The sequence below is a fragment of the Pacificimonas sp. ICDLI1SI03 genome, assembly GCF_054740865.1.
Window position 1 is genome coordinate 467,121 of sequence record NZ_JBSQAU010000001.1, and the last position, 13,032, is coordinate 480,152.

The 13,032-nt window shown below is 63.1% G+C and carries 11 protein-coding genes; 3 read left to right on the forward strand and 8 right to left on the reverse strand.

The features are described from left to right. Positions 1–169: 169 nt before the first annotated feature. Together ACSMXM_RS02195 and ACSMXM_RS02200 are read left to right on the forward strand one after the other, a co-directional pair. Positions 170–1,381 carry an acyl-CoA dehydrogenase gene (locus ACSMXM_RS02195; RefSeq protein ID WP_460316334.1) on the forward strand — a complete coding sequence of 404 codons (1,212 nt, stop codon included), beginning with the start codon at positions 170–172 and terminating at the stop codon, positions 1,379–1,381. Continuing rightward, the gene (locus tag ACSMXM_RS02200) at positions 1,381–1,926 is read left to right on the forward strand and encodes a hypothetical protein (RefSeq protein ID WP_460313559.1); all 546 of its coding nucleotides are present in this window, start codon (positions 1,381–1,383) and stop codon (positions 1,924–1,926) included. The genes ACSMXM_RS02195 and ACSMXM_RS02200 overlap by 1 nt, the downstream gene beginning before the upstream one ends. A gap of 20 nt (positions 1,927–1,946) precedes the next feature. Here the strand turns inward: ACSMXM_RS02200 and ACSMXM_RS02205 are convergent, their stop codons facing one another. The 5 genes from ACSMXM_RS02205 to ACSMXM_RS02225 form a co-directional block, all read right to left on the reverse strand. After that, positions 1,947–3,113, reverse strand: coding sequence for a carboxynorspermidine decarboxylase (locus ACSMXM_RS02205; RefSeq protein ID WP_460316335.1), 1,167 nt, complete (start codon positions 3,111–3,113; stop codon positions 1,947–1,949). A gap of 124 nt (positions 3,114–3,237) precedes the next feature. Next, positions 3,238–4,005 carry a phosphatase PAP2 family protein gene (locus tag ACSMXM_RS02210; RefSeq protein ID WP_460313560.1) on the reverse strand — a complete coding sequence of 256 codons (768 nt, stop codon included), beginning with the start codon at positions 4,003–4,005 and terminating at the stop codon, positions 3,238–3,240. Positions 4,006–4,067: 62 nt separating this feature from the next. Continuing rightward, positions 4,068–4,604: an O-acetyl-ADP-ribose deacetylase gene (locus tag ACSMXM_RS02215; RefSeq protein WP_460316336.1), complete on the reverse strand. Its 537-nt coding sequence runs from the start codon at positions 4,602–4,604 to the stop codon at positions 4,068–4,070. 208 nt (positions 4,605–4,812) lie between these two features. After that, complete coding sequence (locus ACSMXM_RS02220; protein ID WP_460313561.1) at positions 4,813–6,042, reverse strand: saccharopine dehydrogenase family protein; 1,230 nt, start codon at positions 6,040–6,042, stop codon at positions 4,813–4,815. A gap of 142 nt (positions 6,043–6,184) precedes the next feature. Next, on the reverse strand, positions 6,185–7,399 hold the full coding sequence (locus ACSMXM_RS02225; protein ID WP_460313562.1) for a type III PLP-dependent enzyme domain-containing protein: 1,215 nt from the start codon (positions 7,397–7,399) through the stop codon (positions 6,185–6,187). 107 nt (positions 7,400–7,506) lie between these two features. Between ACSMXM_RS02225 and ACSMXM_RS02230 the strand changes: the two genes are divergently transcribed. Continuing rightward, positions 7,507–8,460 carry a threonine ammonia-lyase gene (locus ACSMXM_RS02230; protein WP_460313563.1) on the forward strand — a complete coding sequence of 318 codons (954 nt, stop codon included), beginning with the start codon at positions 7,507–7,509 and terminating at the stop codon, positions 8,458–8,460. A gap of 31 nt (positions 8,461–8,491) precedes the next feature. Here the strand turns inward: ACSMXM_RS02230 and ACSMXM_RS02235 are convergent, their stop codons facing one another. From ACSMXM_RS02235 to ACSMXM_RS02245, 3 genes are read right to left on the reverse strand one after another with little or no spacing between them, the layout of a single operon-like run. Continuing rightward, positions 8,492–10,498, reverse strand: a complete 2,007-nt coding sequence (locus ACSMXM_RS02235; RefSeq protein WP_460313565.1) for an acetyl/propionyl/methylcrotonyl-CoA carboxylase subunit alpha — start codon at positions 10,496–10,498, stop codon at positions 8,492–8,494. Further along, on the reverse strand, positions 10,492–11,304 hold the full coding sequence (locus ACSMXM_RS02240; protein WP_460313567.1) for an enoyl-CoA hydratase-related protein: 813 nt from the start codon (positions 11,302–11,304) through the stop codon (positions 10,492–10,494). Before ACSMXM_RS02240 ends, ACSMXM_RS02235 begins: the two co-directional genes overlap by 7 nt. 2 nt (positions 11,305–11,306) lie before the next feature. Next, positions 11,307–12,899, reverse strand: coding sequence for a carboxyl transferase domain-containing protein (locus ACSMXM_RS02245; RefSeq protein WP_460316337.1), 1,593 nt, complete (start codon positions 12,897–12,899; stop codon positions 11,307–11,309). Positions 12,900–13,032 lie beyond the last annotated feature (133 nt).

Consider the following 13,032-nt stretch of genomic DNA (forward strand, 5'->3'; position numbering starts at 1 on the left):
AATCTCCGCATACACGTTGGGGATTTGGCGTCGCGCCGGTCACGTACGTCCGTCAGGACGTGACGCATCGGCGGACTTGCGGCGGCGGACCCAGGCGGGCGCCGCCGCTTTTTTTATCTAGTGTCGGCAGGCGGGCAATATCGCTATAGCGTGCAACATGACTAATGTGATGGAAACCCAAACGCCCCCGCCCGCAGCGCCGCTGGAAAAAAGCCCCGCCTTTGACTGGGCGGACCCCTTTGGCATGGAAGAATTGCTGACCGAAGATGAGGTGATGATCCGCGACACCGCGAGATCCTTTGCACAGAAGGAACTGGCGCCCATCGTGCGGGAGGCGAACCGCAAGGAAAGCTTCGACCCCGCACTGATGCAGGCGTTCGGCGCGGCGGGCCTGCTGGGGTCTACCATAGAGGGCTATGGCTGCGCCGGGGCCAGCTATGTCGCCTATGGCCTGATCGCGCGGGAGATCGAGCGGGTCGACAGCGCCTATAGGTCCGCAATGTCGGTGCAGTCGTCATTGGTGATGCACCCGATCCACGCTTATGGCACAGAGGAGCAGCGGCAACGCTATCTGCCGAAGCTGGCGTCCGGCGACTGGATCGGCGCCTTTGGCCTGACCGAACCCGATGCAGGGTCGGATCCCGGCAGCATGAAGGCTCGGGCACGCAAGGATGGTAGCGGTTATATCCTGAACGGTGCCAAGATGTGGATCACGAATTCACCGATCGCACATGTCTTTGTCGTGTGGGCCAAGGATGATGAGGGCGATATTCGCGGCTTTATCCTGGAACGCGGCGACGAGGGACTGAAAACGCCGAAGATCGAGGGTAAATTTTCCCTGCGCGCCTGGGTCACGGGCGAAATCGTCATGGAGGACGTGCGTATCCCCGCCGACCGCCTGCTGCCCGGAGTAAAGGGCCTGAAGGGGCCGTTCGGATGCCTGAACAAGGCGCGCTACGGCATCGGCTGGGGCGCGATGGGCGCGGCGGAATTCTGCTGGCACGCGGCGCGGCAATATGGGCTGGACCGCCATCAGTTCGGCAAACCGCTGGCGGGAACGCAGCTGTTCCAGAAAAAGCTGGCCGACATGCAGACGGAGATCACGCTGGGCCTGCTTGGATCGTGGCGTGCGGGCAAGTTGATGGACGAGGGCCGGCTGGCGCCCGAGGCGATCAGCATCCTGAAACGCAATAATTGCGGCAAGGCGCTGGCCATTGCGCGGGAGGCGCGCGACATGCACGGCGGCAATGGCGTTTCCGACGAATATGGCGTTATTCGCCACGTTATGAACCTGGAGGCGGTGAATACCTATGAAGGGACGCACGACATTCATGCGCTGATCCTTGGGCGGGCACAGACGGGGTTGCAGGCGTTTTTCTGATGCGGAAGATTTTGTGCGTTGCGTTGCTGCTGGCTGCCTGCGGGAACGAGCCGGATTCCGAAGAGGCCATAACGCCGGAGCCTGAGCCGTCGCAGGATCGCCTTGACCCCGCGCCCATTCCCGTGGAGCCCGAAGGCTGGACGATGATCGGCATTGGGGCTGTCGCGGAACGTATAGGCTATTCATCCGGTACCGGCGGCATGGCGATGGAGCTGAGTTGTCTGTCCGATCCCGCACGGCTGGAGGTGGAGGCAACGGCCCTGACGCGGGTTGGCAGCGAGGAACGCCTGGTCCTGCGGCTGGGGAGCCGGCAGGTGCCGCTGACCGCCGTGCTGGAAGACGGGGCACCGGTCGCCGCGGATGTGCCCCTGACCGCCGATCTGATCGCCGCGCTGGAAGCTGCGAACGAGATCACGTTGGGCTATGGGGCGACCTGGAACGACCCACTGCCCGCCCCGCCAGAGGATTTGATGGACAGTTTCGCGACTGGCTGCTCCGCCGCAATGAATGATGGCGCGGCAGAGGCGCAGCGCGAGGACCTCTAAGGCCGCGCGACGGCTTCGAACTAGCCCAGGCGGCGTTCGAACTCCGTCCAGTCGAAAGCGCGTACCCTTTCCAGCTTGTCCGTGCCTGAATCCCACAAATAGATCGACGGCAGGGGAACGCCGTTGAACGTCGTCGTTTTCACCATGGAATAATGCGCCTGGTCGAGAAAGGCGAAGCGCACGCCGGGTTCAGGGGCCTGCGCGAAGGCATAGTCGCCGATGACGTCGCCCGCCAGACAGGACGGCCCACCAAGGCGATGCACCTGTCCCGATGTCGCCTCCCCCAGCATGGCGGGACGATAGGGCGCCTCGATCACGTCGGGCATGTGGCAGGTCGCGCTGATATCCGTAATGGCGATGTCGGTATCGCCGTTGCGGAATGTATCGAGCACCTGGCCAACGAGGATTCCTGCGTCGAGAGCGACCGCTTCGCCCGGTTCCAGCCAGACCTGTAGATCATATTTATCGGCAATGGCAGTGAGCAGGCGCACGAGGCCGTCACGGTCATAATCGGCGCGGGTAATGTGATGACCGCCGCCCAGATTCAGCCAGTCGAGACGCGCGAGATAGGGCGCGATCTGCGGTTCCAGCCGCTCCCATGTTTCAAGAAGCGGCTCGAATCCCTGCTCGCACAGGCTGTGCATGTGAAGACCGCTGATCCCGGAGAGATGCTCCTCCCGCAGCTGGCTGACCGGGAAGCCAAGACGGCTGCCGGGGCTGGCCGGGTCGTATTTGGGAATATCGCCGGTGGAATGCTGGGGGTTGATGCGCAGGCCCACATCGAAATCCTCGCCCGTCCGGGTCAGCAGGTCGCGGAAGCGGGCATATTGCATCGGCGTGTTGAACACGATGGTATCCGACAATGCGGCGATTTCCGGCAAATCTGCGGCCTTATAGGCGGGGCAGAAGGTTTCAACGTGGCCGGGATAATGTTTGCGGGCGAGGCGCGCCTCCCACAGCCCCGATGCGCACGTACCGTCCAGCGCGGCCTGCGTCAGCGGCGCGGTCTGCCACATGCTGAACGCCTTCAGGGCAAGAAGGATTCTGGCGCCGGAACGTGCCTTTATATCGGAAAGTATGGCGAGGTTTCGCCGCAGCGCTGCTGCATCCACCACGAAGGCGGGGGTTTCGACACGCGTAAGGTCGAAGCGAGCGAAGGCGGCGGGATCGCCGGCCTGAGTGGCCATCATCGCGGTCATGGTCAGCTCCCCCGCGAGCGCGAGAAGGAGAGGGCGGAAGACATAAGAAAAGAACGCATGCGGAGAGTGTCGCCGATCATACGGGAAGAAGAAAGCGCTTTCCTGTCGTCAGTCATGCCTCTGGTGGGTCGATCGCGTGACGGCGGCGAAGAATATAGGCACCGAGGGAGAACAGGGCGGCCAGTGCGGCGCCGACGCTCCAGCCTGCAAGAACGTCACTGGGATAATGGACGCCCAGCCAGACGCGGGAAATGCCGATCAACAGGGTCAGGGCAATGGCAGCGCTGAGAATATAGATACGCTCAATGAAGCGGGCATGGGTACCGGCGATGATGGCACCCAGTGTCAGATAGACAATGGCGCTGTTCATCGCATGGCCGCTGGGAAAGCTGGCCGAACTGACCTCTACCAGATGCGGGACCACATCAGGCCTGGCACGAATGAAGATGTCCTTCAGAAAGGCGCTGGACATAGCGCCGGCGACAACGGCGAACACCGTGTAGAGTGCGGTTGCGGCGCGGCGTGTGACGAGAAGGTAAAGCGCGCTCCCCATGGTGATGAGCGTCAGGAGAGACACGCCGCCAAGTGCGGTGACGTCGATCATCGCCCGCGTCAGCCAGCGCGGGCCGATCGGCGTACCGGGATCCGCGACGCTGCGAAGTCCCGAAAGGATTTGCCGGTCGAGCGCCAGCGTGTCCCCCTCTGCCATTTCGGAAGCGAGTTGCAGGAATGCGAGCGCGGCAAGCATCACGACCGTCAGGAGGACAAGCAGACGGCTGTCGCGGCGCGCGAAGGCGCGGAGTCGCGTGATAAGCGGCGTGTGTGAATGGGGCAGGGTAGGCAGTCTTTCGGCCGATGAAACTGACCCCCGCGCTGTCACGACAAAGGCCAGGGTGCAAGGGGGGACGTCGCAAGTGGTAGGTGCGCTGGTTCGCCTTACGGTCAGGCAGTTATGCTGAGCGCACCCTGAAAGGCGGCGACAGCAGGATCGTTGAAGCAGACGAACAGGATGCGGTCGAACGGATCCGGATCATCGTGGACCGAATCCATAACTGCCTGCGTTGCGACCTGTGCCGCCTGGTCCAGGGGATAGCCATAGACGCCCGTCGAAATCGCCGGGAAGGCGATGCTGCGCGCGCCCACCTGCCGCGCGCAATCCAGGGCGTTCCAGTAACAGTTCGCCAGCAGATTCGGCTCGCCATGATCCCCGCCCTGCCAGACCGGACCGACCGTATGGATCACATGGCGCGCGGGAAGGCCGTACCCCCGCGTCAGCATCGCCTCGCCCGTCGGGCATCCGCCCAGCAACCGACATTCCGCGAGCAATTGGGGTCCGGCCGCCCGGTGAATCGCTCCATCCACGCCGCCGCCACCCAGCAGAGAGGAATTGGCGGCATTGACGATGGCGTCGACGGAAAGGGTCGTGATATCCGCTTGAAGGACTTCGAGTTGGGGGCGCGGGCGGGTGATCGTCGACATCCGGAATTGTGAGGGCAGGATATTAATCCAATCCCCGACCATCATTGCAGTTCCGTCAGCTGCAATTTTAGGATCACTGCGGCGCCGAGGACCGCCTTCTGTGCGAAGATAGCGCGCTCAGAGGGAAAGAGCCGCTCCAGCCCCGCCCGAGGGCGAATTAGCCGGGATGAAATTCGTCGAGCCGCCAGCGTGCCCACCCAAAGCGGTTCTAAAACTCCAGCGGTCCGTTCAGCTCTACCAACTGCCATGGCAGGCCGTGCCGGTTCAGCATTTGCATGAAGGGGTCCGGGTCGAACTGTTCCATGTTGAACACGCCCGCGCCCGACCAGTCGCCACGCAGCATCATGGCGGCACCGATCATGGCGGGGACACCGGTAGTATAGCTGACTGCCTGATTGCCGGTTTCCCGATATGCTTCTTCGTGGTCGCAGACATTGTAGAGGTAGACCGTCTTTTCCGCCGCGCCGTCCGCCTGCTCTCTGGGTGTGCCGGTCGCGATGTCGCCGATGCAGGTCTTGCCCTTCGTCGTGGCGCCGAGGCCCGCGGGTTCGGGCAGGACCGCCTTCAGGAATTGCAACGGGACGATTTCGCGCCCCTCGTACATGATCGGCTGAATGCTGGTCATGCCGACATTCTGCAGGACCTCCAAATGGGTCAGATAGGCATCGCCGAAGGTCATCCAGAAACGCGCGCGCTCCAGCTCCGGCAGGTGCTTGGCGAGGCTTTCCAGTTCCTCGTGATACATCAGGTACATGTTGCGGGCGCCGACTTCTGGAAAGTCGAACGTCTGCTTGTGGCTGAGGGCGGGGGTTTCTACCCATTTGCCGCCTTCATAATGGCGCGCGGGGGCGGTCACTTCGCGGATGTTGATTTCCGGATTGAAATTGGTGGCAAAGGCCTGACCGTGATCGCCGCCATTGCAGTCGAGAATATCGAGCGTGCGGATGCTCTCGAGATAGTGTTTCTTGATATAGGTGGCGAAAACGGACGTTACGCCGGGATCGAAGCCGGAGCCGAGCAGCGCCATAAGGCCGGCCTTTTCGAAACGGTCATGATAGTCCCACTGCCAGCTATATTCGAACTTGGCGGTGTCGAGCGGCTCGTAATTGGCGGTATCGAGGTAATTGGTGCCGATTTTCAGGCACGCCTCCATCAGGTTCAGATCCTGATACGGCAAAGCGAGATTGACGAGGAGGTCGGGCTTTACCCGGTCGATCAGCGCGCTGGTCGCGTCCACGTCATCAGCGTCGATCGCGTGGGTTTCGACGGTCTGGCCGGTGCGCTCGTGGACCGATTTCGCGATCGCGTCGCACTTTGAAATCGTGCGGCTCGCCAGCGTGACCTTGCCGAAAATATCAGGGTTCATCGCCATCTTGTGCACGGCAACGGAGGAGACGCCGCCCGCGCCGATGACGAGCGTGTGACCGGGAATTGGCATTGGAGGGCTCCTTTGTCTTGCGCCCCTCTAAAGGAGGGGGCGGGGTGGGGCCATGCGGCCATGACCCGTGTTTTGCAACGCGGGACGTGCCGTCCACGGGGGAACCCACCCCTGCCCCCTCCCCCGAAAGGGAGGGGAGGTTCTAGTTTTGCCCGAAAATGGGAACCACGTCGCCGGTTCCGGGCCGTTCGGTCAGGTCAACGTAGAGACTGGCCATCGGTTCATCCTCGACCTCGACAGTTTCGGAATCACCGAAGCCGTTAAAGGCCGTGCGCATGGCCGCGCCATATGCGCCCAACATGCCGATTTCGATATAGTCGCCTGCGCGAACATCCTCTGGCAGCAGGAAGGGACCCGCCATGAAATCGATATCGTCGCAGGTCGGGCCGAAGAAGCTGAATTCCGCCTCTGGCGCGTCGCCGCCCTCAGGCCGGATCAGCCGGGTCGGGAAACGCCAGTTCACATGTGCGGCATCGAACAGCGAGCCATAGGCGCCGTCGTTGATGTAGAGGATTTCGCCCTTCTTCTGCTCCACGCGGACCAGAACGCTGGCATATTCGGCCGAAAACGCACGGCCGGGTTCGCACCAGAGTTCCGCCGAATAGCTGATCGGCATATCTTCATATTCGCGCTCGATGACGTCGAAATAATGCTGCAGCGCCGTCGGCTCCATACCGGGATAGACGGATGGGAAACCGCCGCCGACATCGACGACGTCGACGGTGACCGCCGCTTCTGCAATCGCCTTCCTGACGGTGCGGATCGCATCGACATAGGCCTGCGGTGCCATTGCCTGGCTGCCGACGTGGAAGCAGACGCCGAGCGCGTCGGATGCCTGGCGCGCAGCCATCAGAAGCGGTGCGGAATCCTCTGGCCGGATGCCGAATTTTGATGCCAGGCTGAGCTTTGAATGTTCCGAAGATACACGCATGCGAACGCAGAGCCACAGATCGTCGGCGGCCACGCCCTCAGCCGAACTGGTGGCGGCTACGATCTTGTCGAGCTCCTCCTGGCAATCGAGCGAGAAGGTGCGAACGCCATGTTCGAAATAGGCCTCTGTCACAGCCTCCGCCGATTTGACGGGGTGCATGAAGCACAAAGTCGCCTCTGGCAGGACAGCGCGAACCAGGCGCACCTCGTTGATCGACGCCACGTCAAAATGCGTGACGCCCGAGGACCAGAGCGTGCGCAGCAGGTCAGGCGACGGATTCGCCTTTACCGCATACAGGCACTTGCCCGGGAAGCGTTCGGTAAAGAAACGTGCTGCGCGCGCCGCCGCGTGCGGGCGAACGAGCGTTACTGGCGAAGTCGGCCGCGTCGCGGCCGCTACACCGAGTGCGTTATGAAACTTTCGCAAGGCAAGGGACCTCCAAGGGGCGTAAGGGAACATGTACGCCGCCTTGCCGGAGGAAAGGCCCTTGAGGCAGCGAGCGCGATATAGGAACCAACGAGGGGCAGGTAAAGATGCAGAATGATGCAGACGTGCAGGCGGCCGCCGCCCGAATTGCGGGAAAGGCCGTTCGTACGCCCTTGCTAAGGTCGGACATGTTGGATCAGCGCACCGGCGGGCGCATATTCCTGAAGGCGGAATGTCTGCAGATTACCGGGTCTTTCAAATTCCGTGGTGCGTACAACCGTTTGTCCGCGCTTTCCGAGTCGGAACGCGAAGCCGGCGTGGTCGCGTTTTCGTCCGGCAATCATGCCCAGGGGGTTGCGCGCGCGGCGCGGATGCTGGGGATGCCGGCGGCCATCGTGATGCCCGCAGATGCCCCCCGCGTGAAGGTGGATCGCACCCGCGCCGATGGAGCGGACATCGTCACCTATGACCGACTGTCGGAGTCGCGGGAGGATATAGCGCGCGGTCTGGCCGCCGCGCGGGGGGCGGTGCTGGTCCCATCCTTCGACGATCCGTTCATCATTGCCGGGCAGGGTACGGCGGGAATGGAGATCGTCGAGCAACTGTCCGCGTTGGGCGAGGAAGCAGACCTGGCGGTGGTGTGCTGCGGTGGCGGTGGGCTGTCGAGCGGGATTGCGCTGGCCATGCCGCGCGCGGAAATCGTGCTGGCGGAGCCTGAAGGCTATGGCGATGCGGGCGAATCGATGCGGACCGGGCGAATCGAGCGCCTCACCAATCCGGGGCCAACGCTGTGCGATGCGCTGCAGACATTGGAAATTGCGCCCTCCACCTTCGATATTCTGGCCAGCAGAGGCGCACGCGGTGTGACCGTCAGCGATGCCGATGCCCTCGCAGCCATGCGATTCGCGTTCGAGGAGCTGAAGCTGGTGGTGGAGCCGGGCGGCGCTGCTGCACTGGCGGCGATCCTGGCGGGGAAGCTGAGCGTCGAAGGGCGTACCGTCGCGGTGACGCTGTCGGGGGGTAATGTGGACGCGGCGATATTCGCAAAATGCCTGGCGTGACCGCTGGTTAGCGCCCCCCGCCTAAAAGCCCTTAGTCCAGGGAGTGTTGCGGCTCGATCTGCATGAGAAGCGCGCCCTCGGCGACCTGATCGCCCTTCGCAACCGCGATCTTCGTGACAGTGCCCGCGAAAGGTGCGGACAGCCGGTTTTCCATCTTCATCGCCTCCAGCACGCAAAGGCGCTGCCCGGCGGTGACGCCCTTGCCCTCTGCCACGTCCAGCGACAGGATGCGACCGGGCATGGGCGCGCGGATGCTGCCGTCACCGCCGCTGCCGGCTGCAACCGCGTGGTTGGACAGGGCAAAAACATAGGTTGCACCCGACAGACGAACCTCGATCCGGTCGTCTTCGCGAATGACGGCGGCGCGGATGGGGGTTTCATCGACGACAGCGTGAAAGAGCGTTTCGCCGCGCCATTCGCCGCTGGCGGTAAATTCCTCCCCCAAGCCGCCGATGAGCCAGGTTTCCCCTTCGCGGCGCAGATGCAGGGTACGGATGTTTCCGCCCGCATCGAACAGGTCCACATAGCGAATCGCGGGCAGGTTCATGCGCCAGCCCGGGAAGCGCCCGAACATGGTTTGGGGGGCGGAGGGTTTCTGCGCGACGACCTCCGATAACGCGGCGATCACGACCGCCTGTGCCGGGATGCGTGCGGGCGGCGCGATGTCGTCGGCATGGTCATCTATGAAGCCGGTAGTGATGTCGCCCGCACGGAAAGCGTCGGTGTCGAGCAGCCGGGCAAGGAAGGCGCGATTCGTTTTGACGCCCTCCACGACCGTTTCATCGAGAGCGGCAATCAGCGTGTCGATCGCATCCTGTCGAGTCGGCCCATGCGAAACGATCTTCGCAATCATTGGATCGTAATGGACGCTGACCTCGCCCCCCTCGATCACGCCTGCATCGATGCGCAGACGGGAGGTTTGCGATGGTATGCCAAGGCGCGAGAGCGTCCCGGTTGAAGGGAGGAAGCCGGTGTCGGGGTCCTCCGCATAAAGCCGCGCCTCGACGCTATGGCCGGATAGCTCGATCTGGTCCTGCGTAAGGGGCAGGGGCTCTCCGCGGGCGACGCGAATCTGCCATTCGACGAGGTCGGTGCCCGTAATGAACTCGGTCACCGGATGCTCCACCTGCAGACGGGTGTTCATCTCCATGAAGTAGAAAGGATGATCGCCACTTTCATCGGTGGCCTCTGTGTCGAGAATGAATTCGATGGTCCCCGCGCCGCGATAGTCGATGGCGCGAGCGGCCTTGACCGCGGCCTGACCCAGCGCCGCCCGCGCGCGTTCGCCAAGACCGGGGGCGGGCGCTTCCTCGATCACTTTCTGGTGGCGCCGCTGCAGCGAGCAGTCGCGTTCGAAGAGGTGGACGACATTGCCGTGATTATCGGCAAATATCTGAACCTCGACATGGCGGGGGCGCCGGATCAGCCGTTCGATCAGGATCTTTTCATTGCCGAAGCTCGCTTCTCCCTCTCGCTTTGCAGCGATCAGTGCCTCTGCGAATTCGGCAGGCGAATCGACGCGGCGCATGCCCTTGCCGCCGCCGCCCGCCACAGCCTTGATGAGAAGCGGATAGCCGACAGCCTTCGAGGCCTGTTCGAGACGGGGTAGAGACTGGTCGTCCCCCTGATAGCCGGGAGTTACGGGAACGCCCGCCTTTTTCATCAGGACCTTGGCGGCATCCTTCAGCCCCATGCTGCGAATCGCGGCGGCGGGCGGGCCGACGAAGATTATGCCTGCATCCGCAAGTTTGCTGGCGAAACCGGCATTTTCCGACAGGAATCCATAGCCCGGGTGAATCGCGTCGGCACCTGTCTTGCGCGCAGCCTCTATGATGCGGTCGGGCAGCAGATAGGATTTCGCGGCCTCCGAAGGGCCGATGTGGATCGCCTGCGTCGCCTCTTTCACATGCGGGGAATGGGCATCGGCGTCGGAATAGACGGCGACGGTTTCTATGCCCATTGCATGCGCGGTGCGGACGATGCGGCGCGCAATCTCTCCGCGATTGGCGATCAGGAGTTTGCGGATCGGTTTCACCACCGGGGTCGGCGCTTCTCGAAAAAGGCGGTCAGCCCTTCCTTCCCCTCATCGTCCGCGCGGCGCGCGGCGATGCGACGGGCGCTGTCGGTGCGCAGATCCTGCGTGATCTCTCGGCCAGCATAATCGAGCACCAGCGCCTTTGAATCGCGCACGGCACCCGGTGCCGCCTCTATGATCAGCTTTGTCCACTCGGCAATCTGTTCGTCGGCCTCTGCCTCCGTCATCACGGCGGCGTGAACGAGGTCGATACGCAGCGCCTCAGCAGCGCCAAAGGGTTCGGCAGCCGTGAAATAACGGCGGGCATGCCGCGCGCCCATGGCCGCGATCACATAGGGGCTGATGGTGGCCGGCGTCAGGCCCAGGCGAACCTCTGACAATCGGAACGTCGCGCCCTCAATCGCCATCGCCATGTCGGCGCAGGCGATGAGGCCGACACCGCCGCCATATACGCCGCCCTTTGCCACGGCGATGACCGGGACGGGGCAGGTGGCGATGGCGTTCAGCATGTTGGACAGCCGCTCTCCGTCGGCGATGTTTTCCTCCGCCGACCAGCCGCCCGCCGCCTTCATATAGCCAAGGTCGGCGCCCGCGCTGAAGCTCTTGCCCGCGCCCGTGAGGACAACGGCGCGAACGGCGCGCATATCGGCAATGGCGGTAAAGGCAGCATGCAGGGCGGCGATCAGTTCCGGCGTAAAGGCATTGTGCCGTTCCGGACGGTTCATCGTCAGGCGGACGACATTATGTTCGTCAATATCCGCAAGGAGGACGTCGGAGGTCGGTAGCTGGGCAAGGTCATTGTCGTTCATGATTACATCCGGAACACGCCGAAGCGCGTCTTCTCGATCGGTTGTTGCAGGGCTGCGTCGAGGCACAGGGCGATAATCGTGCGCGTATCGGCAGGGTCGATGATGCCGTCGTCCCATAGCCGCGCGCTGGAATAATAGGGGTGGCCCTGCGCCTCATATTGGGCGCGGATCGGCGCCTTGAAGGCTTCGCGCTCTGCTTTGCCGGCAAAGCCGCCACGCTTTACCTCGGCCAGGACGGATGCTGCCTGTTCGCCGCCCATTACGCTGATACGGGCATTCGGCCACATGAAAAGGAAGCGCGGTTCATAGGCGCGTCCGCACATCCCATAATTGCCGGCGCCATAGCTGCCGCCGATGATGATCGTCAGCTTCGGAACGGCGGCGCAGGCAACGGCGGTGACCAGCTTTGCGCCGTGCTTCGCGATCCCTTCATTTTCATATTTGCGGCCGACCATGAAGCCCGAGATATTCTGCAGGAACAGCAGCGGGATCTTTCGCTGGCAGCATATCTCTATGAACTGGGCGCCCTTTTGCGCGCTCTCGGAAAAAAGGATGCCGTTATTGGCCAGAATGCCGACGGGCAGCCCCTCAATATGGGCAAAGCCGGTGACCAGGGTTTCGCCGTAGAGCGGCTTATATTCATCGAAGGCGCTGTCATCGACCAGCCGGGCGATAATCTCGTGCACATCGACCGGGTGGCGCGCGTCGGTCGGAACCAGACCGTAGAGATCCTCGGCGGGAAAGCGGGGCGGCTGCGGTGCCTGGCGGTTCACGCCGGCGCCGGGGACGGGGGGGAAGGTTGCAACGATCTCTCGCATGGTACGAAGCGCGTCCGCCTCGTCGCGGGCGAGATGATCGACCACGCCCGACAGCCGCGCATGAACGTCGCCGCCGCCAAGATCCTCTGCCGTCACCTCCTCGCCCGTCGCCGCCTTTACGAGCGGCGGGCCACCCAGGAAGATCGTGCCCTGATCCTTCACGATGATGGACTGGTCGGACATGGCGGGAACATAGGCGCCGCCTGCGGTGCAACTGCCCATCACGGCGGCGATCTGCGGAATATCCTCTGCGCTCATCCGCGATTGGTTGAAGAAGATGCGGCCGAAATCGTCCTTGTCGGGAAAGACTTCGTCCTGGTTCGGCAAATTGGCGCCGCCCGAATCAACCAGATAGAGGCAGGGCAGGCGGTTTTCGCGCGCGATTTCCTGCGCGCGCAGGTGCTTCTTCACGGTCAGCGGATAATAGGTGCCGCCCTTCACCGTTGCATCGTTGCAGACTATGACGCAGGTGCGCCCTGCGACCTGTCCCACGCCGGTGATGATGCCTGCGGCGGGAACGTCCCCATCGTACATGTCATGGGCGGCGAACAGGCTGAGCTCTAGAAAGGCACTGCCCGGATCGAGGAGGCGTTCGACCCGCTCCCGCGGCAGCAGCTTGCCGCGTTCCACATGGCGGCTGCGCGCATTCTCCGACCCGCCAAGCGCGATGGTGGCGGAACGGTCTCGCAGGTCCGACAAGAGATCCGCCATTGCGCTGGCATTGGCCTTCGCGTCGGTGTCGGTCTGGGCAAGGGGGGTGCCGATATGGCGTGTCATGGGGGGTGCATAGGTCGCGCCTGCGCGCGCCTCAAGCATGTTACGGGCAGGATCTCTGCGCCTTGCGTCGGGACGGCTGAACTTGCATCTGCCCGCCCAGCGGATTATGGGGCCGCCATCTCGCAATTACGCG

Bases quoted from the DNA above. Each gene is read 5' to 3' on its own strand.
- ACSMXM_RS02195 (WP_460316334.1), top strand. From the start codon at position 170: ATGGAAACCCAAACGCCCCCGCCCGCAGCGCCGCTGGAAAAAAGCCCC.
- ACSMXM_RS02200 (WP_460313559.1), top strand. From the start codon at position 1,381: ATGCGGAAGATTTTGTGCGTTGCGTTGCTGCTGGCTGCCTGCGGGAAC.
- ACSMXM_RS02205 (WP_460316335.1), bottom strand. From the start codon at position 3,113: ATGGCCACTCAGGCCGGCGATCCCGCCGCCTTCGCTCGCTTCGACCTT.
- ACSMXM_RS02215 (WP_460316336.1), bottom strand. From the start codon at position 4,604: ATGTCGACGATCACCCGCCCGCGCCCCCAACTCGAAGTCCTTCAAGCG.
- ACSMXM_RS02220 (WP_460313561.1), bottom strand. From the start codon at position 6,042: ATGCCAATTCCCGGTCACACGCTCGTCATCGGCGCGGGCGGCGTCTCC.
- ACSMXM_RS02230 (WP_460313563.1), top strand. From the start codon at position 7,507: ATGCAGAATGATGCAGACGTGCAGGCGGCCGCCGCCCGAATTGCGGGA.
- ACSMXM_RS02240 (WP_460313567.1), bottom strand. From the start codon at position 11,304: ATGAACGACAATGACCTTGCCCAGCTACCGACCTCCGACGTCCTCCTT.
- ACSMXM_RS02245 (WP_460316337.1), bottom strand. From the start codon at position 12,899: ATGACACGCCATATCGGCACCCCCCTTGCCCAGACCGACACCGACGCG.